Annotated in this window: 18 protein-coding genes and 1 tRNA gene; 6 read left to right on the plus strand and 13 right to left on the minus strand. The window is 71.0% G+C overall.

The features are described 5' to 3' along the window. Positions 1–60: 60 nt before the first annotated feature. Positions 61–133 (plus strand) — tRNA-Leu (locus tag OG917_RS08485). Between the two features lie 109 nt (positions 134–242). Then, positions 243–1,013 (plus strand): helix-turn-helix domain-containing protein, encoded by a 771-nt coding sequence (locus OG917_RS08490; RefSeq protein WP_328316935.1) that lies wholly within the window; start codon positions 243–245, stop codon positions 1,011–1,013. A 56-nt stretch (positions 1,014–1,069) separates the two neighbouring features. Here OG917_RS08490 and pyk read toward each other — a convergent pair whose 3' ends face one another. Then, positions 1,070–2,506, minus strand: coding sequence for a pyruvate kinase (gene pyk, locus OG917_RS08495; protein WP_328316936.1), 1,437 nt, complete (start codon positions 2,504–2,506; stop codon positions 1,070–1,072). Between the two features lie 193 nt (positions 2,507–2,699). Continuing rightward, positions 2,700–3,407 (minus strand): SIMPL domain-containing protein, encoded by a 708-nt coding sequence (locus tag OG917_RS08500; RefSeq protein ID WP_328316937.1) that lies wholly within the window; start codon positions 3,405–3,407, stop codon positions 2,700–2,702. A 159-nt stretch (positions 3,408–3,566) separates the two neighbouring features. Between OG917_RS08500 and OG917_RS08505 the strand changes: the two genes are divergently transcribed. Then, positions 3,567–5,372, plus strand: coding sequence for a bifunctional metallophosphatase/5'-nucleotidase (locus OG917_RS08505; protein ID WP_328316938.1), 1,806 nt, complete (start codon positions 3,567–3,569; stop codon positions 5,370–5,372). Positions 5,373–5,478: 106 nt separating this feature from the next. On the opposite strand, the gene OG917_RS08510 is transcribed toward OG917_RS08505, so the two are convergent. From OG917_RS08510 to OG917_RS08530, 5 genes are all read right to left on the minus strand, one after another. After that, positions 5,479–6,882 (minus strand): lysine N(6)-hydroxylase/L-ornithine N(5)-oxygenase family protein, encoded by a 1,404-nt coding sequence (locus tag OG917_RS08510; RefSeq protein ID WP_328316939.1) that lies wholly within the window; start codon positions 6,880–6,882, stop codon positions 5,479–5,481. Further along, positions 6,879–8,243 carry a pyridoxal phosphate-dependent decarboxylase family protein gene (locus tag OG917_RS08515; RefSeq protein WP_328316940.1) on the minus strand — a complete coding sequence of 455 codons (1,365 nt, stop codon included), beginning with the start codon at positions 8,241–8,243 and terminating at the stop codon, positions 6,879–6,881. Before OG917_RS08515 ends, OG917_RS08510 begins: the two co-directional genes overlap by 4 nt. Positions 8,244–8,410: 167 nt before the next feature. After that, a complete protein-coding gene (gene pepN / locus OG917_RS08520) occupies positions 8,411–10,903 on the minus strand; it encodes an aminopeptidase N (RefSeq protein ID WP_328316941.1) in 2,493 nt (830 codons plus the stop codon). A 170-nt stretch (positions 10,904–11,073) separates the two neighbouring features. Continuing rightward, entirely contained in the window at positions 11,074–11,388 is a 315-nt protein-coding gene (locus OG917_RS08525; protein WP_328316942.1) for a chorismate mutase, read from the minus strand. Positions 11,389–11,399: 11 nt separating this feature from the next. Beyond that, positions 11,400–12,278, minus strand: coding sequence for a helix-turn-helix domain-containing protein (locus tag OG917_RS08530; RefSeq protein ID WP_328316943.1), 879 nt, complete (start codon positions 12,276–12,278; stop codon positions 11,400–11,402). Positions 12,279–12,505: 227 nt separating this feature from the next. Between OG917_RS08530 and OG917_RS08535 the strand changes: the two genes are divergently transcribed. Then, positions 12,506–14,254, plus strand: coding sequence for a glycoside hydrolase family 35 protein (locus OG917_RS08535; RefSeq protein WP_328316944.1), 1,749 nt, complete (start codon positions 12,506–12,508; stop codon positions 14,252–14,254). A 142-nt stretch (positions 14,255–14,396) separates the two neighbouring features. Here OG917_RS08535 and OG917_RS08540 read toward each other — a convergent pair whose 3' ends face one another. Further along, entirely contained in the window at positions 14,397–17,495 is a 3,099-nt protein-coding gene (locus tag OG917_RS08540) for an endo-alpha-N-acetylgalactosaminidase family protein (RefSeq protein WP_328316945.1), read from the minus strand. 183 nt (positions 17,496–17,678) lie between these two features. Beyond that, a complete protein-coding gene (locus OG917_RS08545; RefSeq protein ID WP_328316946.1) occupies positions 17,679–18,461 on the minus strand; it encodes a S1 family peptidase in 783 nt (260 codons plus the stop codon). A gap of 132 nt (positions 18,462–18,593) precedes the next feature. Between OG917_RS08545 and OG917_RS08550 the strand changes: the two genes are divergently transcribed. Next, on the plus strand, positions 18,594–19,484 hold the full coding sequence (locus tag OG917_RS08550) for a hypothetical protein (RefSeq protein ID WP_328316947.1): 891 nt from the start codon (positions 18,594–18,596) through the stop codon (positions 19,482–19,484). A 105-nt stretch (positions 19,485–19,589) separates the two neighbouring features. Here the strand turns inward: OG917_RS08550 and OG917_RS08555 are convergent, their stop codons facing one another. Both OG917_RS08555 and OG917_RS08560 read right to left on the minus strand, forming a co-directional pair. Continuing rightward, positions 19,590–21,161, minus strand: coding sequence for a DEAD/DEAH box helicase (locus OG917_RS08555; protein WP_328316948.1), 1,572 nt, complete (start codon positions 21,159–21,161; stop codon positions 19,590–19,592). Positions 21,162–21,256: 95 nt separating this feature from the next. Further along, complete coding sequence (locus tag OG917_RS08560; RefSeq protein ID WP_015607926.1) at positions 21,257–21,460, minus strand: cold-shock protein; 204 nt, start codon at positions 21,458–21,460, stop codon at positions 21,257–21,259. Positions 21,461–21,926: 466 nt separating this feature from the next. On the opposite strand from OG917_RS08560, the gene OG917_RS08565 reads away from it, so the two are divergent. Further along, positions 21,927–22,298, plus strand: a complete 372-nt coding sequence (locus tag OG917_RS08565; RefSeq protein ID WP_328316949.1) for a VOC family protein — start codon at positions 21,927–21,929, stop codon at positions 22,296–22,298. 39 nt (positions 22,299–22,337) lie between these two features. Here OG917_RS08565 and OG917_RS08570 read toward each other — a convergent pair whose 3' ends face one another. Both OG917_RS08570 and OG917_RS08575 read right to left on the minus strand, forming a co-directional pair. Beyond that, a complete protein-coding gene (locus OG917_RS08570) occupies positions 22,338–22,715 on the minus strand; it encodes a VOC family protein (protein ID WP_328316950.1) in 378 nt (125 codons plus the stop codon). Positions 22,716–22,755: 40 nt separating this feature from the next. Next, a complete protein-coding gene (locus tag OG917_RS08575; protein WP_328316951.1) occupies positions 22,756–23,334 on the minus strand; it encodes a HutD/Ves family protein in 579 nt (192 codons plus the stop codon). Positions 23,335–23,382 lie beyond the last annotated feature (48 nt).

The raw sequence follows: 23,382 nt of genomic DNA on the forward strand, positions 1-23,382 counted from the left end.
ACCTAGCTCCTGTATGTTTGAGTCACGGCGGGTCGCCGCTGACCTTTGATCTCAAGGCAAGCCCTGGTAGTCCAGCGGAAGAGACACGGTGCTCAAACCACCGACAGCGTGGGTTCGAATCCCACCCAGGGCACTTTACCTTCGATTCCAAGCTTCACAACCCATTGGCGATCTTCACTCGCCCCAGTGAACTCCTCGTCGAGTCGATGCGCAGCAGCGAAGACCGGGCCAGTCTCGCTTCCATGTACGATCTCAGCACACGGAAGCTCGCACTGGAACTCGTTGATCAGGGCGGCAGCCTCAACGCTGTCAGTAAACGAACCGGGGTCTCGCGGTCGACAATCCGTGACTGGCAAACCCAGACGGAACCGCTTGCCCACCACTGGCTGGTCCCGTGTGCAATATGCCGCCCCGGACTCCCCGACGACAGTGCCGCGTACTCATACCTGCTAGGCCTGTACCTCGGCGATGGCTGCATCAGCCCTCACTCCAAGGGCGGGTATTACTTACGCGTCGCCTGCTCCAACTCCTGGCCTGGGCTGATCGCTGAGTGCCGCAACGCGATCAACGCCATCAGTCCAAGCGATTCCCTCTGTGTGATCCAGAAGGAGGGGTGCGTTGCCGTCACCAGCTATAGCAAACACTGGCCATGCTTCTTCCCGCAGCATGGTCCCGGCAAGAAACACGACCGCCTCATACGCCTGGCGACGTGGCAGCAAGTCTTAGTCGATGCGCATCCGTGGTCCTTTGTACGCGGCTTGATCCACTCGGACGGATGCCGGAACGTGAACTGGACCACCCGCATCGTCGACGGCGAGCGGAAGCGCTACGAATACCCCAGATACTGGTTCACCAACGTGTCCGACGACATTCGCCGTCTGTACACCGACACACTCGACACTCTCGGGGTCGAATGGAAAAGCTGCAACCGCCGCGGCCGACCGTACAATATCTCCGTAGCCAAGCGCGGATCCGTTGCGCTCATGGATGAACATGTGGGCCCCAAGTACTGAGCCCGGAGGCCCCTCGAGCAGCGCATCCGAGGGGCCCACTTCTCCTGCCCCGTCGGTTACTTCGGGGAGTCGTCCTCCCCGACATGGTGGACGCGGACCAGGTTGGTGGAGCCCGCGACGCCGGGCGGGGAGCCCGCGGTGATCACCACGATGTCGCCCTTGCGACAGCGCCCCGCCTCCAGGAGCATTTCGTCGACCTGGGCGACCATCTCGTCCGTGGAATCCACGTGCGGGCCGAGGTAGGTCTCCACGCCCCAGGACAGGGTGAGCTGGGCGCGGGTCGCCGGGTCCGGGGTGAAGGCCAGCAGCGGGATCGGTGAGCGGTAGCGCGAAAGCCGCTTGGCGGTGTCGCCGGACTGGGTGAAGGCCACGAGCAGCTTCGCGCCGAGGAAGTCGCCCATCTCGGCCGCCGCGCGAGCCACGGCGCCGCCCTGGGTCCGGGGCTTGTTGTGGTCGCTCAGCGGGGGCAGCCCCCGGGCGAGGATGTCCTCCTCGGCGGCCTCGACGATGCGGCCCATCGTGCGGACGGTCTCGACGGGGTACTTGCCGACGCTGGTCTCGCCGGAGAGCATCACGGCGTCGGTGCCGTCGATCACCGCGTTGGCGACGTCCGAGGCCTCGGCGCGGGTGGGGCGGGAGTTGTCGATCATCGAGTCGAGCATCTGGGTGGCGACGATGACCGGCTTGGCATTGCGCCGGGCGAGCTTGACGGCGCGTTTCTGCACGATCGGGACCTGTTCGAGGGGCATTTCGACACCGAGGTCACCGCGGGCGACCATGATGCCGTCGAAGGCCGCGACGATGCCGTCGATGTTCTCGACGGCCTGCGGCTTCTCGATCTTGGCGATGACCGGGAGCGTGCGCCCCTCCTCCGCCATGATGCGGTGCACCTCGTCGATGTCCTGACCGCTGCGCACGAAGGAGAGCGCGATGACGTCGGCGCCCGTCCGCAGCGCCCAGCGGAGGTCCTCGGCGTCCTTGTCGGACATCGCGGGGACGGACACCGCGACTCCGGGCAGGTTGAGCCCCTTGTGGTCGGAGACCATGCCGCCCTCGACGACCAGGGTGTGGACCCGGGGGCCCTCCACCGAGGTGACTTCGAGCGCGACCCTGCCGTCGTCGACGAGGATGCGCTCGCCGGCGGCCACATCACCGGCGAGGCCGCCGTAGGTGGTGCCGCAGCTGCTCCGGTCGCCCCGCGCACCGGGGGCCACGGTGATGGTGAACTCGTCACCGCGTTCAAGGAGTACGGGCCCCTCGGCGAAACGCCCGAGGCGGATCTTCGGGCCTTGAAGATCGGCGAGGATGCCGACGCTGCGACCGGTCTCCTCGGCCGCCTTGCGCACCCGGTGGAACCGCTCCTCGTGCTCGGCGTAACTGCCATGGCTGAGATTGAATCGGGCCATGTCCATTCCGGCCTCGACCAGTGCCTTGATCTGGTCGTACGAGTCGGTCGCGGGGCCCAGGGTACAAACGATTTTCGCTCGGCGCATGGTTCGAGCGTATGCCTTACCGATGGGTAAGTGATGGGTCGCACATGACGACTCAACCGCCTTTACATGAAAGGGTATTGACAACTGTTGAACTGTGCGCAGGCGCGCTCTGATGAGCAATTCCGGAAGCCCCGTCCGGGAGCCCCCTCCGGACGTCCCGGGCAGCATTCCGGGAACGGGGCGGGCGGGCTGGTCAGAGGGCGGGCGGTGTCATGGTGAAACGGGCATTCACCTGCGCGTGGACGGTCTGGCGCTGTGGTTCGAGGTCGATGGCGGGCGGCTCTTCCGCCCCGCCGGGCGCCGGCGCACCGAATGCGCGCCCGGCCGCGAATCCGGGGGCGGGCTGGCGTGCCCCCTCCGCGCCCGGGTCGGAGAGCTCGACGAGTGCGGAGAGCTCGGCGCCGAGCGCCTCCGCGTACTCACGGGCGCGGGTGACGGCGTCCTGCACGGCCTGGCGGCGAGCCTCACGGTGGGCGGGTGAGCCGGGGCGCAGCGCCCACCAGGGGCCGTCGACGCGGGTCAGCTCCACGCCGGTGAGGCGGGAGGTGAGGTCGCCGAGTGCGGTGAAGTCGTTGAGGACCATGGTGATGCGGACGTGGCCGGAGTAGGCGCGGATCCGCTCGCCGCGGCCGTGCGGGGCCGGTTCGGGGCCGGCCGAGAGCGCTCCGCTCTCCAGCTTCTCGACGGCTGCGCCGTATCCCCTGGCCAGTTCGAGCAGGGCGGCGTTGCGCCGGGTGAGGTCCTGCAGGACCGACCGCCTGTCCTTGCCGCGGGCGCTCGCGGTGACGGTGAGGGTGGCGGTCTCGGGATCGACTTCCAGGGCCGCCTCACCGCGGACGGCGATGCGGGGTGTGGCGGGAGTGCCGTACGGGGCTGCTGTCTGCGGGGCTTCGTCGGTCATGTTCCCCACTGTCGCACCCCGGTACGACAGTCGGCGGTCACCAGATCGAAACGTGCGGGGACTGTTGCGGACCGTGGCTCCCGGGTCAGAATCTACGCGCGTTGTGTATGGGTGCAGTTCGCATCTACGCGCGTTGTGCTTCGTGACTAGGGAGACGAGATGCCGCTCAACCGTAGGACGTTCCTGGGTACTTCGGCCGCCGCGGGCGCCGGTGTGGCCATCGCCGGAGGCACGGCGGTGCCTGCCGGGGCCCACGGCCGCGGCCATGGCCACGGCCGTCCGCAGCAGCGGTACTCGTTCACCGTGATGGGGACGACCGACCTGCACGGCCACGTCTTCAACTGGGACTACTTCACGGACAAGGAGTTCGACGACGCGGCGCACAACGATGTCGGTCTGGCGAAGATCTCGACGCTGGTCAGCGGGATCCGTGCGGAGAAGGGGCGTCACAACACCCTGATGATCGACGCGGGTGACACCATCCAGGGCACCCAGCTCTCCTACTACTACGCGAAGATCGACCCGATCACGGCGAAGCACGGCCCGGTGCACCCCATGGCGCAGGCGATGAACCACATCGGCTATGACGCGGCGGCGCTCGGCAACCACGAGTTCAACTACGGCATTCCGGTGCTGCGGAAGTTCGAGGAGCAGTGCCGCTTCCCGCTGCTGGGGGCCAATGCCCTGGATGCGAAGACGCTGAAGCCCGCGTTCGCCCCGTATGTCTTCAAGACGCTGCGTACCCCGCACGGCCGGGATGTGAAGGTCGCTGTCCTCGGTCTGACGAACCCGGGTATCGCCATCTGGGACAAGGCGAACGTCCAGGGCAAGATGGTGTTCCCGGGGCTTGAGGAGCAGGCGGCGAAGTACGTTCCGCGGCTGCGTTCCATGGGCGCCGATGTGGTGATCGTGGCGGCGCACTCGGGTGCCAGTGGCACCTCCTCGTACGGTGACCAGATCCCGTATGTGGAGAACGCGGCCGCTCTCGTGGCGGAGCAGGTGCCGGGGATCGACGCGATCCTGGTGGGTCACGCGCATCTGGAGATCCCCGAGAAGTTCGTGGAGAACAAGAAGACCGGGAAGCAGGTCGTGCTCTCCGAGCCGCTGATGTGGGGTGAGCGGCTCACGGTCTTCGACTTCGACCTGGTGTGGGAGAAGGGACGCTGGTCGGTCGAGAAGGCCGGTGCGCGCGTGCTGAACTCCAACACGGCGGCCGAGGACCCGAAGCTCGTCAAGCTGCTGACGGACGAGCACAAGAAGGTCGTGGCGTACGTCAACCAGGTGATCGGTACGTCGGCCGTGGCGATGACCACGGCCGACGCGCCGTGGAAGGACGAGCCGATCATCGATCTGATCAACGCGGTCCAGACCGACACGGTGAAGGCGGCGCTTGCGGGTGGTGAGTACGCGGCGCTGCCGGTGCTCTCGCAGGCCTCGTGCTTCTCGCGTACGGCGCAGATCCCGGCGGGGAACGTCACGATCAAGGATGCCGCGGGTCTCTACCCGTTCGAGAACACGCTGGAGGCGCGGCTGCTGACGGGTGCGCAGATCAAGGAGTATCTGGAGTTCTCTGCGCGCTACTACGTGCAGACCCCGGCGGGTGGGCCGGTGGACACGTCGAAGCTGACGAACGCGGACGACACCCCGGACTACAACTACGACGCGGTGTCGGGTGTGACGTACGAGATCGACATCGCAGGGGCGGCCGGCTCGCGGATCGCCAAGCTGTCCTTCGGGGGCAAGGAGATCGATCCTGCGGCGCAGTTCGTGCTGGCCGTGAACAACTACCGGGCGAGCGGGGGCGGGAACTTCCCGCATGTGGCGGCGGCCAAGCAGCTGTGGGCCAATTCGGACGAGATCCGGAACACGATCATCGCCTGGGTGCAGGCGAAGGGGACGGTGGACGCGTCGGAGTTCGCCTCGGTGGACTGGAGGCTGACGCGGGGCGGTACGCCGGTCTTCTAGTCCGGCGCGTCCGGCCCTGGTCTGTCCGGTGGGCCCGGACCGCCGGTCGTGCGGGCGGGCCGGGCCGGGTGGCCCGGACCGCCGCGGGACCGGCCGGTGCCCGTGCTCAGCCGCGTTCGGCCAGCGGGACCAGGCCGGGGCGGCGCTGCGGGGGCAGTGCGTGCTCGCGGTCGAGGCCGAAGCTGGTGAAGGCCGTGCGGCGGGGCAGCGGGTAGGGGTCCTTGCCGGTGAGGGAGTTGAGGATCGTCGCGCTGCGCCAGGCGGCGAGCCCGAGGTCGGGGGCGCCGACGCCGTGGGTGTGGCGTTCGGCGTTCTGTACGTACACGGAGCCGGTGACGGCGGGGTCGAGGAGCAGCCGGTACTGGTCGTCGATGCGGGGGCGCTCGGATGCGTCCCGCCGCATGTAGGGGTCGAGTCCTGCGAGCATGCCGTCGACGGGGCGCTCCCGGTAGCCGGTGGCGAGGACCACGGCGTCGGTGGTGAGGCGCGAGCGGCTGCCCTGCCGGATGTGTTCGAGGTGGAGTTCGACCTTGGTGGTGGCGACCCGCCCCGCGGTGCGGACGGTGACGCCCGGGGTGAGGACGGCGTCGGGCCAGCCGCCGTGCTGGGTGCGGCGGTAGAGCTCGCTGTGGATGGCGGCGATGGTCTCGGCGTCGATGCCCTTGTGGAGTTGCCACTGCTGGGGGGCGAGTGAGTCGCGGGCGGCCTCGGGCAGCCGGTGGAAGTAGCGGGTGTAGTCGGGTGTGAAGTGCTCCAGGCCGAGCTTGGAGTACTCCATGGGGGCGAAGGCTTCGGTCCGGGCGAGCCAGGTGATCTTCTCGTGGCCCGCGGGGCGGGCCCGGAGCAGGTCGAGGAAGATCTCTGCGCCGGACTGGCCCGCGCCGATGACGGTGATGTGCCCCGCGGTGAGGAGCTGTTCCCGGCTTGCGAGGTAGTCGGATGAGTGCACGACGGGCACCGAGGGCGCTTCGGCGAGCGGCTTGAGGGTCTCCGGGATGTACGGCTCGGTGCCGACGCCGAGTGCCAGGTTGCGGGTGTGTGCCCGGCCGAGTGCCTCGGCCTCCCCGTCGGCGTCGAGCTTGGTGAAGTCGACTTCGAAGAGGGCGTGTTCGGCGTTCCAGCGGATGGCGTCGACCTGGTGGCCGAAGTGGAGGCCCGGCAGGCTCTCGCTGACCCAGCGGCAGTACGCGTCGTACTCGGTGCGCCTGATGTGGAAGTGCTCGGCGAAGTAGAAGGGGTAGAGCCGCTCGCGCTCCTTGAGGTAGCTGAGGAACGACCAGGGGCTGGCGGGCTCGGCGAGGGTCACCAGGTCCGCGAGGAAGGGCACTTGGAGGGTGGCGTCCTCGATGAGCAGCCCGGGGTGCCACTGGAAGGCGGGGCGCTGTTCGTAGAAGGCGGTGGAGAGTTCGGTGAGGGGATGGGCGAGCGCCGCGAGGGAGAGGTTGAACGGTCCGATGCCGACCCCCACGAGGTCGTGGGGCTGGATCTCGGGAGGCTGCTGGTCCGTCATCGGGGCGTACTGCCTTCCAGGAGTTTGAGGAGAGCTTCCAGGTCACCGGTGGTGGCGTGGGGGTTGAGCAGGGTGGCTTTCAGCCAGAGGCGGTCATCCGCGCGGGCCCGGCCGAGGACGGCGTGGCCTCCGGTGAGGAGGGTGCGGCGGATGGCGGCCACGGTCGCGTCGTCCGCTCCGGTGGGGCGGAAGAGCACGGTCGAGATGGTGGGCCGGTCGTAGAGTTCCAGGCCCGGGTGGGCCTCCACGAGACCGGCGAGCTCTGCGGCGATGGCGCAGGTGCGGTCGACGAGCGCGGCGAGGCCGGATCTGCCGAGGGCGCGGAAGGTGACGGCGATCTTGAACACGTCGGGGCGCCGGGTCGTCCGCAGGGAGCGTCCGAGCAGGTCGGGGAGGCCGGCTTCGGTGTCGTCGTCGGCGTTGAGGTAGTCGGCCTGGTGGGTGAGGGCGTCCAGGGCGGCGGGTCCGGGTACGGCGAGGATGCCGGCCGCGACCGGCTGCCAGCCGAGTTTGTGCAGGTCGAGGGTTACCGAGTCGGCGCGTTCGAGCCCGGTGAGGAGCGGCCTGTGGAGGTCGCTGAAGAGGAGCGGGCCGCCGTACGCGGCGTCGATGTGGAGCTCGGCGCCGTGCCGCTCGCAGAGGTCGGCGATCTCCGGGAGCGGGTCGATGAGCCCGGCGTCGGTGGTGCCGGCGGTGGCGGCGACCAGGACCGGGCCGTGGGTGGCGGTGAGGGCTTCGTCGAGCGCGGCGAGGTCGATGACCCCGGAGGGCGACGGGACGGTCAGGGGCTCGGGGAGGCCGAGCAGCCAGGCGGCGCGGTGCAGGGAGTGGTGGGCGTTGGCGCCGCAGACGATGCGCACCGCGCCGTGGCGTTCCCGGGCGAGCAGCAGCGCGAGCTGGTTGGACTCGCTCCCGCCGGTGGTGATCAGCGCCTCGCCCGCGGGATAGATCTCGGCGGCGATGGCGCGGGTGACGAGAGCTTCGAGCTCGGAGGCCGCGGGTGCCTGGTCCCAGGAGTCCATCGAGGGGTTGAGGGCGGAGGCGGCGAGGTCCGCGGCTGCGGCGACCGCCAGCGGCGGGCAGTGCAGATGGGCGGCGCAGCGGGGGTCCGCGGGGTCGGCGGCGCCTTCGGTGAGGGTGTGGACCAGGGTGCGCAGGGCCTCTTCGGCGCCGGTCCCACTGTCGGGCAGTACGGGGTGCGCCGTGGTCCTCACCCGTGCGGCGACGGCTTGCGGGCCGCCGGGCGGGAGGGGTCCGATCCGGTCGGCGGCCCCGTCGTGCAGCGCGTCGAGGACGGTACCGACGAGGGGCCGCAGGGCGGTCGGCCCTGCGGCCCCTCCGGCGAGTGGCGGCGTGCTCATACGGGTGTCCTTCGGTGCGCTCGGGGCTGTCGCCCCAGCCTGTACGGGGGACAGGCGGCGCGCCCGAAGAGCACAACGAGCTCAACCCGAAAGTGGTATTGCCCGGCTGCGGGGGGAAGTTGGAGCCCTCCGCAGTGGTAGAAGGGGCTGCCGCCCCGTGCCCGTGGTCAGTCCCCGCGGACCGCCAGGGCGCGCCGCAGGTCGTCGAGCTGGTCGGTGAGCTTGCGGCGCAGGGCGGGGATCATGTCGCCGTCGCGGAGACAGGCTTCGCCGTGGGCGAGCGCCTCGGGCGTGATCTCGTACGCGGGGAAGGCGTAGCGTCCCGCGGCATCGGCGATGGCCGGGCCGCGGCGGTCTGCCACGGCGATGGCGTCCTGGTAGAAGCGTTCGGTGTACTCCGCGACGAGTGCGGCCTGTCCGGGCTGCCAGAAGCCCCGGGCGGTGGCCGTGAACAGGTAGTTGGAGAGGTCGTCGGTGGTGAACATCTGCTCCCAGGCTGTGGCCTTGGCCTCCGGGGCGGGCAGCGCGGCCCGGCAGCGGGCGGCGCCCTCCTGTCCGGTCGCGCTGGGATCGCGGTCGAGTTCGGCGTCGATGGCGCTCTCTTCGACGGCGCCCAGGGCGGCGAGGCGCTGGAGGATGCGCCAGCGCAGCTCGGGGTCGAGCTCGGGGCCGCCGGGGACGCCGCCGTCGGCGAGCCAGGCCTGGATGCCGTCGGGCTGGGTGGCCGCGTCGATGAAGTGCCGTACGGCGATGAGGCGCAGTCCGCTGTCGTTCCCGTCCTCGGTGCGGCGGATGAGGGCGCGGCAGATGGTACTGAGGGTCGCGAGTGCGGCGGGCCGCTCGGCGGCCGGCAGGTAGCGGTCGGCGATCTGGGTGGCGGCGAAGGTGAGGACGCCCTGGACGACGGCGAGGTCCGACTCGTGCGGGAGGTGGGCGAGGGCGGCGTCGAGGTAGGCGGCGGGCGGCAGTTCGCCGTCGCGGACCATGTCGCGTGCGGCGTTCCAGACGACGGCGCGGGTCAGCGGGTCGGGGAGGCCGGAGAGCGCGCGTACGGCGGTCTCCCAGGAGGCCGGGTCGAGGCGGACCTTGGCGTACGTGAGGTCGCCGTCGTTGAGGAGGAGCAGGTCGGGGCGGCGGCTCTGGAAGGTCCTCGGGGCGGCGTCGCCGGGCACGTCGAGCTCGAAGCGCTCGCGCAGCACGAGGTGGGCGGGGTCGACCGGGTCGTGGTCGTAGGCGCCGACGGCGATGCGGTGCGGGCGGCTGCCGGTGCGGGCGACCGTCAGAGACCAGCTGGTGTCGGTCTCGGTGATGGTGGGGGTGAGGGTGTCGACTCCGGTGGTGCCCAGCCACTGCGCGGCCCAGCCGTGGACGTCGCGGTCGGTGGCGGACGCCAGGTTGTCGATGAAGTCGGCGAGGGTGGCGTTGCCGAAGCGGTGCCGGGCGAAGTGGACGTTGATCCCGGCGAGGAAGTCCTTCTCGCCGAGCCAGGCGACGAGCTGGCGCAGCGCGGACGCGCCCTTGGCGTAGGAGATCCCGTCGAAGTTGAGCATCGCGGACGCGGTGTCGGGGACGAGGGCCGGGTCGGGGGCGACGGGGTGGGTGGAGGGGCGCTGGTCGGCGTCGTAGCCCCAGGACTTGCGGGCGATGGCGAAGTCGACCCAGGTGCCGGTGAAGCGGGTGGCCTCGGCGAGGGTCTGGTAGCCCATGTACTCGGCGAACGACTCGTTCAGCCAGATGTCGTCCCACCACTGGAGGGTGACGAGGTCGCCGAACCACATGTGGGCCATCTCGTGGGAGATGACCATGCCGCGGGTCTGGCGCTCGGTGTCGGTGACGGCGGAGCGGTAGATGAACTCGTCGCGGAAGGTGACCAGGCCCGGGTTCTCCATGGCTCCGGCGTTGAACTCCGGTACGAAGGCCTGGTCGTAGGAGTCGAAGGGGTACGGCTCGTCGAACTTCTCGTGGTAGCGGTCGAAGCAGGCGCGGGTGATCCCGAAGATCTCCTCGGCGTCCGCGTCGAGGTACGGGGCGAGCGAGCGGCGGCAGTGCAGGCCGAAGGGGAGCCCGGCGTGCTCGGTGGTCACGGAGTGCCAGGGGCCCGCGGTGACGGCGACGAGGTAGGTGGAGATCAGCGCGGTGGGCGCGGCCTGCCAGTGGCCGTCCGGGGTCTGCCGGGTGACGGAGTTGGCGAGGACGCTCCACCCGTCGGGGGCGGTGACGCCGAGCTCGAAGACGGCTTTGAGGTCGGGCTGGTCGAAGGCTGCGAACACCCGCTGGACGTCTTCCATGAAGAGCTGCGTGTAGACGTAGGTCTCGCCGTCGGTGGGGTCGGTGAAGCGGTGCATGCCCTCGCCGGTGTGCGAGTAGCGCATCGCGGCGTCGACCCGCAGCTCGTGCGTGCCGGGAGCCAGGTCGGTCAGCGGGAGCCGGTTCCCGGAGAGCGTCCCGGGGTCGATGGGCTGTCCGTCGAGGGTCACGGAACGCAGCTCGGCGGGCTTCATCTCCACGAAGGTGTCACCGGCCGCGCGCGCGGTGAAGCCGATGACGGTGTGGGAGTCGAAGGTGTCGTCGCCCTGGGTCAGATCGAGTGCGATCGTGTACCGCTGGACATCGAGGAGCTGGGCTCGGAGCTGCGCTTCGTCGCGCGTCAGTACGGACATGGGCCCATCGTGCCGTACGCCGTCGGCCCGGCGCACGGGGTCGGGGGTTCTGCGGGCGGGTCGGTACGGGAGCGTGCCGGAGTGGTCACACGGGGTGCCCGGGGCGGGCGGGTCGGGCGGTGCGTGAGCGTCGCCCGCCGCCCGGTGCCCGGCCGTCCGGCGCGCCCGGTTCAGCTGTCGGCCGGGGAGCCGTCCGCGATCCGCTCGTGGTGTCTGATCACTTCCGCGACGATGAAGTTGAGCAGCTTCTCGGCGAAGGCCGGGTCGAGCCTGGCGCTCTCGGCGAGGCTGCGCAGCCGGGCGATCTGGCGGGCCTCGCGGGCCGGGTCGGCCGGCGGGAGGTGGTTCCGCGCCTTCAGGAGGCCGACCTGCTGGGTGGCCTTGAAGCGCTCGGCGAGCATGTGGACGACGGCGGCGTCGATGTTGTCGATGGATCCGCGCAGGCGGTCCAGTTCGGCCTGTACGGACGGGGCTGTCTCGGTCATGGTCGTCGAGCTTACGTCGTGATCGTCGGCGGGTCGTCGGGGTCCGGTATCTGGTCACTCCAGCCGCCGGGGACGGTGTGGCCCTGCTGCTGGCGGAAGACGACGGGGGCTTTCCCGACCCGGCGGGTGAAGAGCCGGGAGAAGTACGCGGGGTCGTCGTAGCCCACCCGTCTGGCAACGGCGGCGACCGGCAGATCGGTGGCGGCGAGCAGCTCCTTGGCGCGGCCGAGGCGGATGCCCAGGAGGTAGTCCTTGGGGCTGCAGCCCGCTCCCTGCCGTACCGCGTTGCGCAGTTCGGCGGGGGTCATGCCGTGCCGGGCCGCGTGTTCGGCGACGGTCAGCGGCTGGAAGGCGTCGCGGGCCAGCGCCTGGAGGACGGGGGCGCCTTCTGCGTCGGTGTCGGCGCGGGCGCGGCGCAGCGCGACGAGCAGTTCGTGTACCGCGGCCCCGCTCTCCACTTCGAGCAGCGGGTTCCCGCGGCGCGCGGCCCTGACGATGCGCCCCACGGCGGCGCGGGCGCCCGCGACATCGGTGAGCGGGACGACGGGCCGGTCGGGTTCGATGTAGCCGAGTTCGGTGTAGGTCGTGGTGGCGGGGCCGGTGAAGTCGACGAAGGACTCGTCCCAGCCGGTGGCCGGGTCGGCTCCGTAGTGGTGGCTGGTGCCGGGGGTGATCCAGATGAGTGCGGGCGCCGTGACGGTCGTGAGGCGTCCGTCGGCGCCGCGGTACCAGCCGCTGCCCGCGCCGACCACGACGGCGACGTGGTGGTCGAGGGTCCGGGGGCCGACCGCGGGCAGGGTGCCGTGCTGGAGGCCCACGCCGAGGCAGACGAGGCCGAGCTTGTGGTGCACGGGGCTCGGGGTGAAGTAGCGCATCCAGGTGTGGTACATCGCTCTTCCGGCCTCCCTGTGCGGTGTGTGGTGATCCATGACGGGCTGTTCGCTGCGTTCTCCTGTGCGCTGCGTTCTCTTGTCCGCTCCGGCGTTCCGTTGTGCTGTCGCGCCCTGTCGCGCTCCGTGACGCTGCGTTCCGCGCGGCGGCGGTGTGTTCCATTGCGTCCAATGAGCGTTGATCTTTGTCCATGGACCGGGCCGCCGCCAGGGGTGAGAGTGACGACGTGGCTGATTTCACTGTGGGTGACGAGGATTTCCGGATCGACGGGCGGCCGGTCCGGCTGCTCTCGGGGGCACTGCACTACTTCCGGGTGCACGAGGACCAGTGGGGGCACCGGCTGGCCATGCTCCGGGCGATGGGGCTCAACACCGTGGAGACGTACGTCCCGTGGAATCTGCACGAGCCCCGCCAGGGCCGCTTCCACGATGTGCAGGCCCTCGGCCGGTTCCTGGACGCGGCGCACGAGGCCGGCCTGTGGGCGATCGTCCGCCCGGGTCCGTACATCTGCGCCGAGTGGGAGAACGGCGGGCTGCCGCACTGGCTGACCGGGACGCTGGGCTCCCGGGTGCGTACCCGGGACGCCGGGTACCTGCGCGAGGTGGAACGCTGGTTCCACCACCTGCTGCACGAGGTCGTCCCCCGGCAGATCGACCGGGGCGGCCCGGTGATCATGGTGCAGGTCGAGAACGAGTACGGGAGTTACGGCTCCGACCAGGCATATCTGCGCCATCTGGCGGGGCTGCTCCGCACGCTCGGCGTAAGTGTGCCGCTGTTCACGTCGGACGGGCCCGAGGACCACATGCTGACCGGTGGTTCGGTCTCCGGGGTGCTGGCCACGGCCAACTTCGGCGCGGGCGCGCGCGAGAGCTTCGACGTCCTGCGGCGGCACCAGCCGAAGGGCCCGCTGATGTGCATGGAGTTCTGGTGCGGCTGGTTCGACCACTGGGGCGCCGAGCCCGTCGTACGGGATCCCGCGGACGCGGCGCGGGCGCTGCGGGAGATCCTGGAGTGCGGGGCATCGGTGAACCTGTACATGGCGCACGGCGGGACGAACTTCGCGGGCTGGGCGGGCGCCAACCGCTCGGGTGAACTGCACGACGGAGAGCTGCAGCCGACCGTGACCTCGTACGACTACGGCGCGCCCGTCGACGAGTACGGGCGGCCGACGGAGAAGTTCTGGCTCTTCCGCGAGGTGCTCGCGCCGTACGCGGACGGGCCGCTTCCGGAGCTGCCGCCCGCCCCGGCCGCCCTGGCGGCGCCCAGCAGGGCGGTGCTCCCCGAGTGGGTGCCGCTCGGCGAGGTGGCGGACGAACTGGGCGGGCCCGAGCAGGTGACCGGGGCGCCCCCGTCCTTCGAGGAACTGGACGTCGACCGGGGGCTGGTCCGCTACCGGGTACGGGTGCCGGGTCCGCGCGAGCCGTACCCGCTGACCGCGCCTGGGCTGCGTGACGTGGCCCAGCTGTACGTCGACGGGGTGCGCACGGAGCTGGGCGCACTCGTGCCGGGGCCCGCGTCGGTGGAGCTGTGGGTGGAGTCGCTCGGCCGGGTCAACTACGGGCCCAGGCTGGGTGAGCCGAAGGGGCTGACGGGCGGAGTGCTGCACGAGCGGCAGTATCTGCACGGGGTGCGGGCCCAGGGGCTGCGGCTCGACGCGTTCGACGACGCGGCTGCGGTCGCGAGGCTGCCGTTCCGCGCGGTGCGTCCGGGCGGACCTGACTCCGGCGCCCGGGGGCTGCACCGGGGGACCTTCCAGGTGAGCGGTGCGGGGGACGCGACGCTGGAGCTGACCGGCTGGGTACGGGGTTTCGTCTGGGTCAACGGTTTCGGTCTGGGCCGCTACTGGGCGCAGGGGCCCCAGGGCTCGCTGTTCGTGCCGGGGCCGGTGCTGCGCGAGGGCGAGAACGAGGTGTGGGTGCTGGAACTCGCGGGGGCCTCGGCGGATGCCGGTGAGCCGGGGCTGACGCTGCGCTGAGGACGAGCCGGGGCTGACGGCTCCACCGAGGACGAGCCGGGGCTCACGCTCCGCCGAACCGGTGCGCCGGTCTGAGCCGATACGCACAGCGGGCCGGTCCTCCGCCGAGGACCGGCCCGCTGCCGTGGGTGCCTCCCGGCCGCTACACCTCGCGCACCTCGAAGGCGTCGAGGGCGAATTCGGCGGTGCCGTCGTCACCGACCTTGCGCAGCCCCACCCAGGCGTCACCCTGGGCCGGCGCGGTGAACTCGTAGCTCAGCTGCGTGGGTGCGGTCGCGACCGGCAGCGCCTTGCGGTCCAGCTCGCGCGCGGCGGGCTCGTCGACCCCGGTGATCCAGGCGTACTGGCCCGCCGTGTCGTTCTCGTACCGGAAGGAGACCCGGTACCGCTTGGACGGCTCGAAGCGGACGGTGTGCTGGACGGTCCGGTAGACCAGGCCGTCGTTCTCACCGCGTGACTTGAGCGACTGGCCGCCGTCGATGACGTCGTCGATCGCCTTGCCGTTCCAGCCGCGCTGCGTGAACGGCGCGTGCCGCTGCCCGATGTGCGTCCGCGGGTCGGTCGAGCCGCCCGCGTCGCCCTTGACGAAGACGCCCCAGCCCTGCGGGACGTTCTCGAAGTCCTCGAAGGCCAGCGCGCCGGCCTTCCGGGTGGGCTTCGCCGCGGCGATCCGCAGGTTGTCGAAGCGCACCTGCGCGTCGCCGGCCGCGGCCCGCAGGGTGAGATCGACCCGGCCGCCGCTCTCCGGGACGGTGAAGTACGTGAACATCCGCTGGAAGCGGGTGTCGTGCTTGCGGTCGGCGGCGACATAGTTGCCCGCGCAGGACGTATCGGTCCAGTTGGCCGCGGTGACACCGTCGGCGGTGCGGATCTCCAGGGCGGCCCGGCGCCGCTCCCCCGCCTTCTTGCCGACCTCCACCTGCACCGAGGCCACATAACTGCCGGCCGGCAGCCGGCCCAGGCGCTGGCCGACCGCGGTGGCCGCTCCCGCGCCGATCACCAGCTCGTAGTCGCCGATGGCGTTGCGCGCCACGGACGCCGGTCCCTGGATCTGCCAGCCCTTCAGGGAACCGGAGTTGAAGCCGGGGTCGTACACCGGCGTGCCCTGCCCCCAGTGCGGGTCGTCGACCGCTCCCGCGCGGGACCTGTACAGCACGTAGGGCTGGCCCGCGGTCGCGTCCACGGTGACCTTGCCCGAGCGGACCGCCAGGTCACCGGTGTGCACCCGGCCCTGGTCGGTGAGGCGGTAGAGCGCGACGCGCGAGGTGTGCGCCCAGCCGCGCGGCAGCTGCCAGGTGGTCGTGCCGCCCTTGGGGTTGTAGTGGTAGAGCTTCTCCGGGTCGGTCGCCCTGCGGGGCTCCCAGGGCAGCAGGTAGCTGCCGCCGGTGTAGACGACGCGGCCGTCGGTGGTGATGCGGCGGTTGCCGTCCGTGTCGCCGACCACGGTCCCGGTGGGGCCGAAGAAGGTGATCTCGTGCTCGGTCCACCGCTTCACCGGGTAGGCCTGGAGGTACTTCGCGGGCAGCGCCTCGGTCCAGATGATGTCGTAGAAGGCGTTCCAGTCGGTCTTGTTGACCCAGCCCTCGAAGTTGCCCATCCGTCCGGCGCCCAGCAGCGTGGGCCACTTGTTGGAGAAGACGTCCTTCTGGTGGTTGCGGATGAAGCGGATCAGCTGGGAGTTGATGCCGCGCGAGGTGTCGGCGCCGTAGTCGGTCTCGTTCGCCCAGTGCGACCAGACCGAGGAGCGCTCCAGGCCGTGGCCCCACTCGCTGCTGACCGTCCAGCCCTGCTCGCGCAGCGCCCGCTGGAGCCGGTCGCCGTTCCAGCCGGACTCGCGGAAGACGTCGAAGTAGATGGCGTTGAGCGCCGGATGGGCGTCGTTCCGCAGGTCCCCCAGCCGCTTGATGATGTCGCCGGAGACCAGGTCACGCCGGGAGTCGATGCGGTAGGACTGGTCGAGCCAGTCCCACTGCTTGTCGGTCTTGTCGACGAGCTTCTCGGAGAAGGCGTGGGCGACGGGGTACGACTCGGTGGCGTTGACGTGCACGCTGAAGTCGCTGTTCCACTTGCTCCCCTCCTCGACGAGGGTGTTCATGTCGGCGAGGCCGCCGGCCCGCTCGTTGTAGTTGCCCGCGTAGTCGGGGTGGGCGGAGTCGTGGCCCTCCGACTGGTATCCCTTGAGCAGCGTGTACTGGCGCAGCCCGTCCGTGGCCAGCGACACCCGCTTGACGTTGTCGAGCGTCGCGAGGAACGGATTGGTGGCCTGCGAGGCGAAGTTGAAGGGGATGTGCGGAACGACCCGCAGGTGGGTGTCGTCGACGCCCAGCGGGGTCACCATGATGTCGCGGAAGGCGATGGCCGCGTCCTGCCAGTCGACCACGCCGTCGCCGTTGCGGTCCCGGGTGAGGATGACGGTCGCGTACGGGAGCGGCTCGGTGGCGTCCACCGGCGAGGTGTCCGCGCGGTGCGTCCACTGGCCGCACGCCAGCTGTGCCTTGACGTAGCCGTCCTTCTTGACGGTCTGCCGCCACATACGGCCGTTCTCCCAGGTGGCGCCCGGGGTGTCGGCCGGCTTGTCGTAGACCGTGTTGGTCTCGACTGCCCCGCCGAGCGCGTCGTGCGCCACCACGGCGTACGCGCAGCCGATGGGCGCCGCGTCCGCCGCGCTGTCCCCGGCGACCTTCACCAGGGTGTCGCCGCTCTTGGCCTTGTCCAGGTCGAGCTTGGCGGCCAGCAGGGTGGCACCGGGCTGGTCGCTGCGCACGGAGAGGAAGGCGAGGGCGGGGATCTCCAGCGTTCCCACGCGCAGCGCGGCGGTGTCCGCGATCCGGGTGACCCGCCAGTCGGTCCGCCAGCCGTCGACCTTGATCTCGACGCCGATCTCGGTACCGCCGTCGAAGGCGAGGGTGTACGCGATCCGGTCCCGGCCGGGCTTCGACGTCACCTCAGGGGTGTGCGGGGTTCCGTCGATGAGCACGGACGTGACGGCGTCCTCCTGCCCGTGCAGCAGCGCCCCCGTCCGGCGGTCGGTGTACGACACGATGCGCGGGAAGCCGCTGTCGACACGTACGTCGAGGTCACCGGAGCGCAGGACGGCCTCGGCTCCGCCTGCGGTCCCGGAGCCCGTGGTCGCTGCGTCCGCCGCGAAGGCGGACGGGCTGGCGAATGCCGCGCCGACGCCGGCCAGCGCGGTGGCGGCTACAACGGTCCTGCGGCTGGGCCCTCGGTCTTCTTCGTGCACGCTCGCTCCTCCATCGCGACGATCATCCGTGCACGTCACGATGGAGGGGCGGAGCGTGTGCGCCTATGGACAAAGGAGGGACAGGTCTTGGACTAAAGCGATATCAGGCGCTTTGCCCGGGCCGCCCGTCCACGCCCTTGACCGGTCTTTTACCCGGCCCGCGGGCCGGGCGCCGTCCTGGCCTCAGTTCAGCGTGGCCGCGGCGGCCCTGATGTCCGCCGAGAGCGCGGACACCTGGCTGTACACGCCCGGGTAGCCCTTCTCGGCGCAGCCCTGGCCGAAGCTCACGATCCCGACCTGGATCCAGGCTCCCTGGTCGTCCTTGCGGAACATCGGGCCCCCGGAGTCGCCCTGGCAGGTGTCGACGCCTCCCTTGTCCACGTCCCCGGCGCAGATCTCGTCCTCGGCGTGGAACTGCGTGCCGTACGCCTGTCCGCACTGCGCGTCGGCCACGTACGGGACCGTCGCCTGCCGCAGATAGCGCTGCTGGGCGCCGTCCTCACTGGTCGAGCCCCAGCCCGCGATGGTGAAGGTGCCCTTGTCGTACGCCGTATCGGTGACGGTGGGCAGCGTCGGCAGCTCGAAGGGCGATGCCAGCTTGATCAGCGCCCAGTCCTTGCCCTTGCCGTCGTAGCCGGGGGCCTGGACGACCTGGGTGGACTTGATGTGGACGGCGTTCGGGCCCTGGAGGTCGACGGAGCCCGCGGTCGCGGTGATCGAGGTGTTGGCCCCGGATCCCGTGACGCAGTGGGCCGCGGTGAGCACGATGTCCTTGGCGTAGAGGGAGCCTCCGCATCCCTGGGAGAGATGCACCATAAAGGGGTACTGCCCCTCCGCCACCCGGGTGCCTCCGACGACAGGCTCGGGGGCGGTGGCCGAGGCCGGGGCGGGCTGGAGGCTGAGGACGGCGAGTACGGCGGCGCCGGCGGCGGCGCCCCGTCCGATGGTGCGCACTGGCTGGTTCAACGGGCTTCCTCTCGTGGGGGCTGAGGGGTCCTCAAGCCCTTCCGGACAGGACCTGGTCCGATGGTCCGGAAAGGACTGTTCCCACGACAATGGCCGCTGTCCGCCGTTTCCGCCCGGCCGTAGAGTGGGGATGTGACGGACGACAGCGAGGTCGTACACGGCTTTCCGCACCTGGGGACCGTGCGGGCGGCCATCACGGCACTCCACAAGCGCCTCTCGTACGACGGCGTCCTCGGCTACGCGCCGAGCGTCGCCCCCGCCGATGTCGCCTTCTCCGACCAGGACGACCTGCATCTGGGCACCCAGCGGGTCGCCCGTGCACTGGTACAGCATCTGCGGCTGCCCGACGCCCGCGTGATCGTCGCCTTCCGCACGATGGAGCACGCGGCGTCGGTCGAACTGGCCGCGGGGCCGGAGTACTTCATCGAGCTCAACGACCGTTTCCGCACCCACCGCGCCGACATCGGGGCGGCTCTCGCCCACGAGATCACGCACGTGCTGCTGCACCGGCTCGGGCTTGGCTTCACCGGGACCCGGGACAACGAGATCCTCACCGACACCGCGGCCGCCTATCTGGGGTCGGGCTGGCTGCTGCTGGACGCGTTCCGCGAGGACGCCCTGTCGCGTCAGAAGCTCGGCTATCTCACCCCGGAGGAGTTCGGGTACGTCCTGGCCGAGCGGGCGCGGCTCTTCGGCGAGGACCCGTCGGTCTGGTTCACCAGCCCGCAGGCGTACACCGCGTACACCGAGGGGCGGACGCGGGCCGCGCGGGACAGCACCCACCCGCCGCTGACCGTGGCGGGCCGGTCGGGCCGCAGGGCCTATGCCAAGCACCGCAAGGAGGCGCTGGAGAACGGCCGCCGCACGGCCCCGGGCCTTCCGTACGACTTCACGCGGACGCCTGACGGACTGCGCGTCAGCTTCGACTGCCCCATCTGCCACCAGCGGATACGGATACCCGTCCGGGGCAGGGTCAGGGCTCGCTGCGGGCTCTGCCGCACGGTCCTGGAGTGCGATACCTGAGGGCCGGCCCGGTCATCCCCGGCCGGCCGCCGGTGCGCGCGGCCGTGTCAGGCCGCCCGCGGTCAGCGGGACCGGGCCGCGAGAGGGCCCGGCTCCGCTCCGTGGTCAGGCGGCTGCCCTGCGGCCTCCCTGGCCGCCGCGGCCCTGACCACCGCCGCCACCGGCACCACGGCCCGCGCCGCCACGGCCCTGACCGCCCTGGGCACCCTGGCCCTGTCCGGCGCGGCCCTGGCCCCCTCGCCGGCCCCGGCTCCCGCGAGCCTGACCGGCCGTCGCGGCCGCCCCGGCCGCGGGCCTGCTGGGCCTGGAGCGGCGCTGCGGCGCGGTGGCCTGCTGCGGTACGTCGACCACGATCGCCACACCCGAGGGCTCCTGCGCCCCGGTGATCCGGGTGAGCTCCTCATCGCTGGACTTGACCCGGGCGGTCCTGGGCGTGATGCCCGCGTCCGACATCAGGCGGGTCATGTCGCGCTTCTGCTCCGGGAGCACGAGCGTGACGACGCTGCCCGACTCGCCGGCCCGCGCGGTGCGCCCGCCGCGGTGGACGTAGTCCTTGTGGTCGGTGGGCGGGTCCACGTTCACGACCAGGTCGAGGTCGTCGATGTGGATGCCACGGGCCGCGACATTGGTCGCGACCAGCGCGGTGACCTGACCGGTCTTGAACTGGTCGAGGGTGCGGTTGCGCTGCGGCTGGGAACGGCCGCCGTGCAGCCCGCCCGCCCGTACGCCGCTGGCCAGCAGCCGCTTCACCAGGCGGTCCACGGAGCGCTTGGTGTCCAGGAAGAGGATCACCCGGCCGTCGCGGGCCGCGATGCGCGTGGTGACGGCCTTCTTGTCGGTCTCGTCCGCGACGTAGAGCACGTGGTGGTCCATCGTGGTCACCGCGCCCGCCGACGGGTCCACCGAGTGCACGACGGGGTCGGTGAGGAACATCTTGACCAGCCGGTCGATGTTCTTGTCCAGGGTGGCCGAGAAGAGCATCCGCTGCCCGCCGGGCTCGACCTGCTTGAGCAGTGCGGTGACCTGCGGCATGAAGCCCATGTCGGCCATCTGGTCGGCCTCGTCGAGCACGGTGATGCCGACCTGGTCGAGGCGGCAGTCGCCGCGCTCGATGAGGTCCTTGAGCCGGCCCGGTGTGGCGACCAGCACCTCCGCGCCGCGGCGCAGGGCGCCGGTCTGCTTGGAGATCGACATCCCGCCGACGACCGTGGTCAGCCGCAGCTGCACCGAGGTGGCGTACGGCGTCAGCGCGTCGGTGACCTGCTGCGCGAGCTCACGGGTGGGCACCAGCACGAGGGCCAGCGGCGCCTTCGGCTCGGCGCGGCGGCCGGCGATACGGGCCAGCATCGCGAGCCCGAAGGCCAGCGTCTTGCCGGAGCCGGTGCGTCCGCGGCCGAGCAGGTCGCGGCCCGCGAGGGAGTTCGGCAGGGTCGCTGCCTGGATCGGGAAGGGGTCGGTCACACCCTGGGCCGCGAGGGTCTTCAGGAGTGCGGCGGGCATGTCCAGCTCGGCGAAGGCCTCGACGGCGGGCAGCGCGGGGGTGATGGTCTCCGGCAGGGTGAATTCAGCAGGCCTGGGAGCTGCCTTGCGGGCCGGGGACTTTGCGGGGGCCTTGCTGCGGCCCCTCGGCGGACTGGTGCGTGCGGGGCGTGCCGGGCGTTCAGCGGAGCGGGTCATGCGGTTCAAGCCTTCCTGCCGGATGTAGGACAGCACAAACCGGGACCCGCACCTTGGAGGTGCGGGCCCCGGTCAGCGAGGTACGCGTCCGACAATTAGGCCGGGACGATGTTCTCCGCCTGCGGGCCCTTCTGGCCCTGCGTGACGTCGAAGGAGACCTTCTGGCCCTCCTGGAGCTCACGGAAGCCCTGGGTGGCGATGTTCGAGTAGTGGGCGAAGACGTCGGCGCCGCCGCCGTCCTGCTCGATGAAGCCGAAGCCCTTTTCCGAGTTGAACCACTTCACGGTACCGGTGGCCATAACATTCTCCTCAACAGGTGCAGTGCCGGAAATTCGCACTTTACGAATTCCGCGTCGCCGCATTGAACCCCATCCGGAGAAAGCCGGAAAACAATAAAGCGCCTGTCGGAGCATTCCCGTCAGGCGCACATAAAGTTCATGGGTACCAAAACTGCAACAACGTCAGCCTAGCACGCCTGTCGCCCGGATGTCCGGAGGCGGTGGGGTCCGGATGATCTCCGCCGGCCCTCCGGCCGGTGGCGCCGGCCTGCACGGAGTCCCTGCCGGCACTCAACTGGCCTGCGCCGCAAACGGAGTTGCCCCGAACCGCCGCACCGTGCGGAAAAGGTGGCGGGTGGCGCGGCACACCCCGGGAGGGTGAGCAGGTCCCCCCCTTGTTCGACGAGCGTTCACCCGCGCCCCCGGTCCGTCCGGTCCACCCCCTCCGCGTACGGGGCCCGGCGGCCCGCAGCCTAGGATTCCGGGCATGATCGCCGAATTGCAGTGCATAGTGCTGGACTGCCCCGAGCCCGCAGAGCTGGCCGCGTTCTACCGGGCGGTCCTCGGCGGCAGCGTCGACCGGCCCGACCCCCGCTGGGTGCTCAGCCCCGACTGGTCGACGCTCCACACGGCATCCGGGCTGGTCCTGGCCTTCCAGCGTGCCGAGAACCACCGTGCGCCCGCCTGGCCCGACCCGACCCGGCCCCAGCAGTTCCACCTGGACTTCGGCGTGCCCGACCTCGACCGCGCCGAGGTGGAGGTGCTCGACGCGGGCGCCCATCTCCTCGACGACAGCGCACCGGGCTGGCGTATCTACGCCGACCCCGCGGGGCACCCCTTCTGCCTGGCCGGGCACTGAGCGGACGGCCGGTCCCAGCCGCCGGCGGAGCGCGTCCGGTCAGTCACCGGACCTCTCGCCGGCGCTCCGCTCGACGCAGAACTCGTTGCCCTCGATGTCGGCCAGGGTCACCCACCCCCGGCCGTCGGGCCTGCGGTGGTCCTCCACGAGCGTGGCGCCCAGCGCCAGCACCCGTTCGACCTCCTCGTCCCGGGTGCGGTCCGCCGGCTGGAGGTCCAGGTGCAGACGGTTCTTGATCTGTTTCGCCTCGGGCACCTGGATGAAGAGCAGCCCGAAGCCGGTCGCCTGGATCAGGGCCTCGGGGTCACCGGGCTTGTCCTCGTCGGTGAGCGGGATGTCGAGGACCCCGGCCCAGAAACTGCCGAGCCGGTAGGCGTCGGCGCAGTCGACCGTGACATGGCGTACGAAGGAAGTCATGATCACATGATGCCGCAACGCCCCTGTGGCGCAAGGGAATTCAGGCGCCCCGGGGGGCCGGTCCACGCAGCGTGACGAGCGCGGTACGGCCGTCGGCCCGCAGCACACCGGGTGACTCCCCGGTCACCAGCGCCGCGTCGTACGGCTCCAGGACGGCGTCCGCGTCCTCCAGCACCGCGGTACCGTCCAGCGCGACCGCCAGGACCGTCGAGCCCGGCGGGACACCGACGGTGAGCCTGCCCCGTACGACCGAGACGAGCGCCTCGGTGAGCGCCCCGCGGTACATCACGTTGAAGTTCACGACGGGACCGCCGAGCAGCCGCCCCCGGGTCGGCACGTCACCGGCGAACTCGTGCGGCACGAACCGCTCGCCGGCCCGCACCGGGAGACCGCCTGCCGTCAGCTCCATCCCCGCCCCGTCCGCCACCGTCAGCACCCGGGTGACCCCGGGGAAGACGGAGAACGGCCCGTCGGCGGCGACATCGGCCAGGCTCACCCGCCAGGCGAAGGTGTCCATTCCCGCGCCCTCGGGGGCTGCGGCGATCTCCCGGGTGACCCCGCCGCCGTTCTTCCAGGGGGCGGCGGCCCGGCCGGCGGCCCGCAGAATCCGTACCGTCACCGGTGTCCCTTCGCTTGCTGCGCTCTCGTCCGCGGCGCTGTCCGCGGC

Origin of the sequence: Streptomyces sp. NBC_00388, from assembly GCF_036061255.1 — a bacterium.
Lineage (GTDB): Bacteria > Actinomycetota > Actinomycetes > Streptomycetales > Streptomycetaceae > Streptomyces.

What these genes read in the sequence shown, in the direction of transcription:
- OG917_RS08490 (WP_328316935.1), top strand. Translation starts at nt 243, where the DNA reads ATGTACGATCTCAGCACACGGAAGCTCGCACTGGAACTCGTTGATCAG.
- pyk (WP_328316936.1), bottom strand. Translation starts at nt 2,506, where the DNA reads ATGCGCCGAGCGAAAATCGTTTGTACCCTGGGCCCCGCGACCGACTCG.
- OG917_RS08500 (WP_328316937.1), bottom strand. Translation starts at nt 3,407, where the DNA reads ATGACCGACGAAGCCCCGCAGACAGCAGCCCCGTACGGCACTCCCGCC.
- OG917_RS08505 (WP_328316938.1), top strand. Translation starts at nt 3,567, where the DNA reads ATGCCGCTCAACCGTAGGACGTTCCTGGGTACTTCGGCCGCCGCGGGC.
- OG917_RS08510 (WP_328316939.1), bottom strand. Translation starts at nt 6,882, where the DNA reads ATGACGGACCAGCAGCCTCCCGAGATCCAGCCCCACGACCTCGTGGGG.
- OG917_RS08515 (WP_328316940.1), bottom strand. Translation starts at nt 8,243, where the DNA reads ATGAGCACGCCGCCACTCGCCGGAGGGGCCGCAGGGCCGACCGCCCTG.
- pepN (WP_328316941.1), bottom strand. Translation starts at nt 10,903, where the DNA reads ATGTCCGTACTGACGCGCGACGAAGCGCAGCTCCGAGCCCAGCTCCTC.
- OG917_RS08525 (WP_328316942.1), bottom strand. Translation starts at nt 11,388, where the DNA reads ATGACCGAGACAGCCCCGTCCGTACAGGCCGAACTGGACCGCCTGCGC.
- OG917_RS08530 (WP_328316943.1), bottom strand. Translation starts at nt 12,278, where the DNA reads ATGTACCACACCTGGATGCGCTACTTCACCCCGAGCCCCGTGCACCAC.
- OG917_RS08555 (WP_328316948.1), bottom strand. Translation starts at nt 21,161, where the DNA reads ATGACCCGCTCCGCTGAACGCCCGGCACGCCCCGCACGCACCAGTCCG.
- OG917_RS08560 (WP_015607926.1), bottom strand. Translation starts at nt 21,460, where the DNA reads ATGGCCACCGGTACCGTGAAGTGGTTCAACTCGGAAAAGGGCTTCGGC.
- OG917_RS08565 (WP_328316949.1), top strand. Translation starts at nt 21,927, where the DNA reads ATGATCGCCGAATTGCAGTGCATAGTGCTGGACTGCCCCGAGCCCGCA.
- OG917_RS08570 (WP_328316950.1), bottom strand. Translation starts at nt 22,715, where the DNA reads ATGACTTCCTTCGTACGCCATGTCACGGTCGACTGCGCCGACGCCTAC.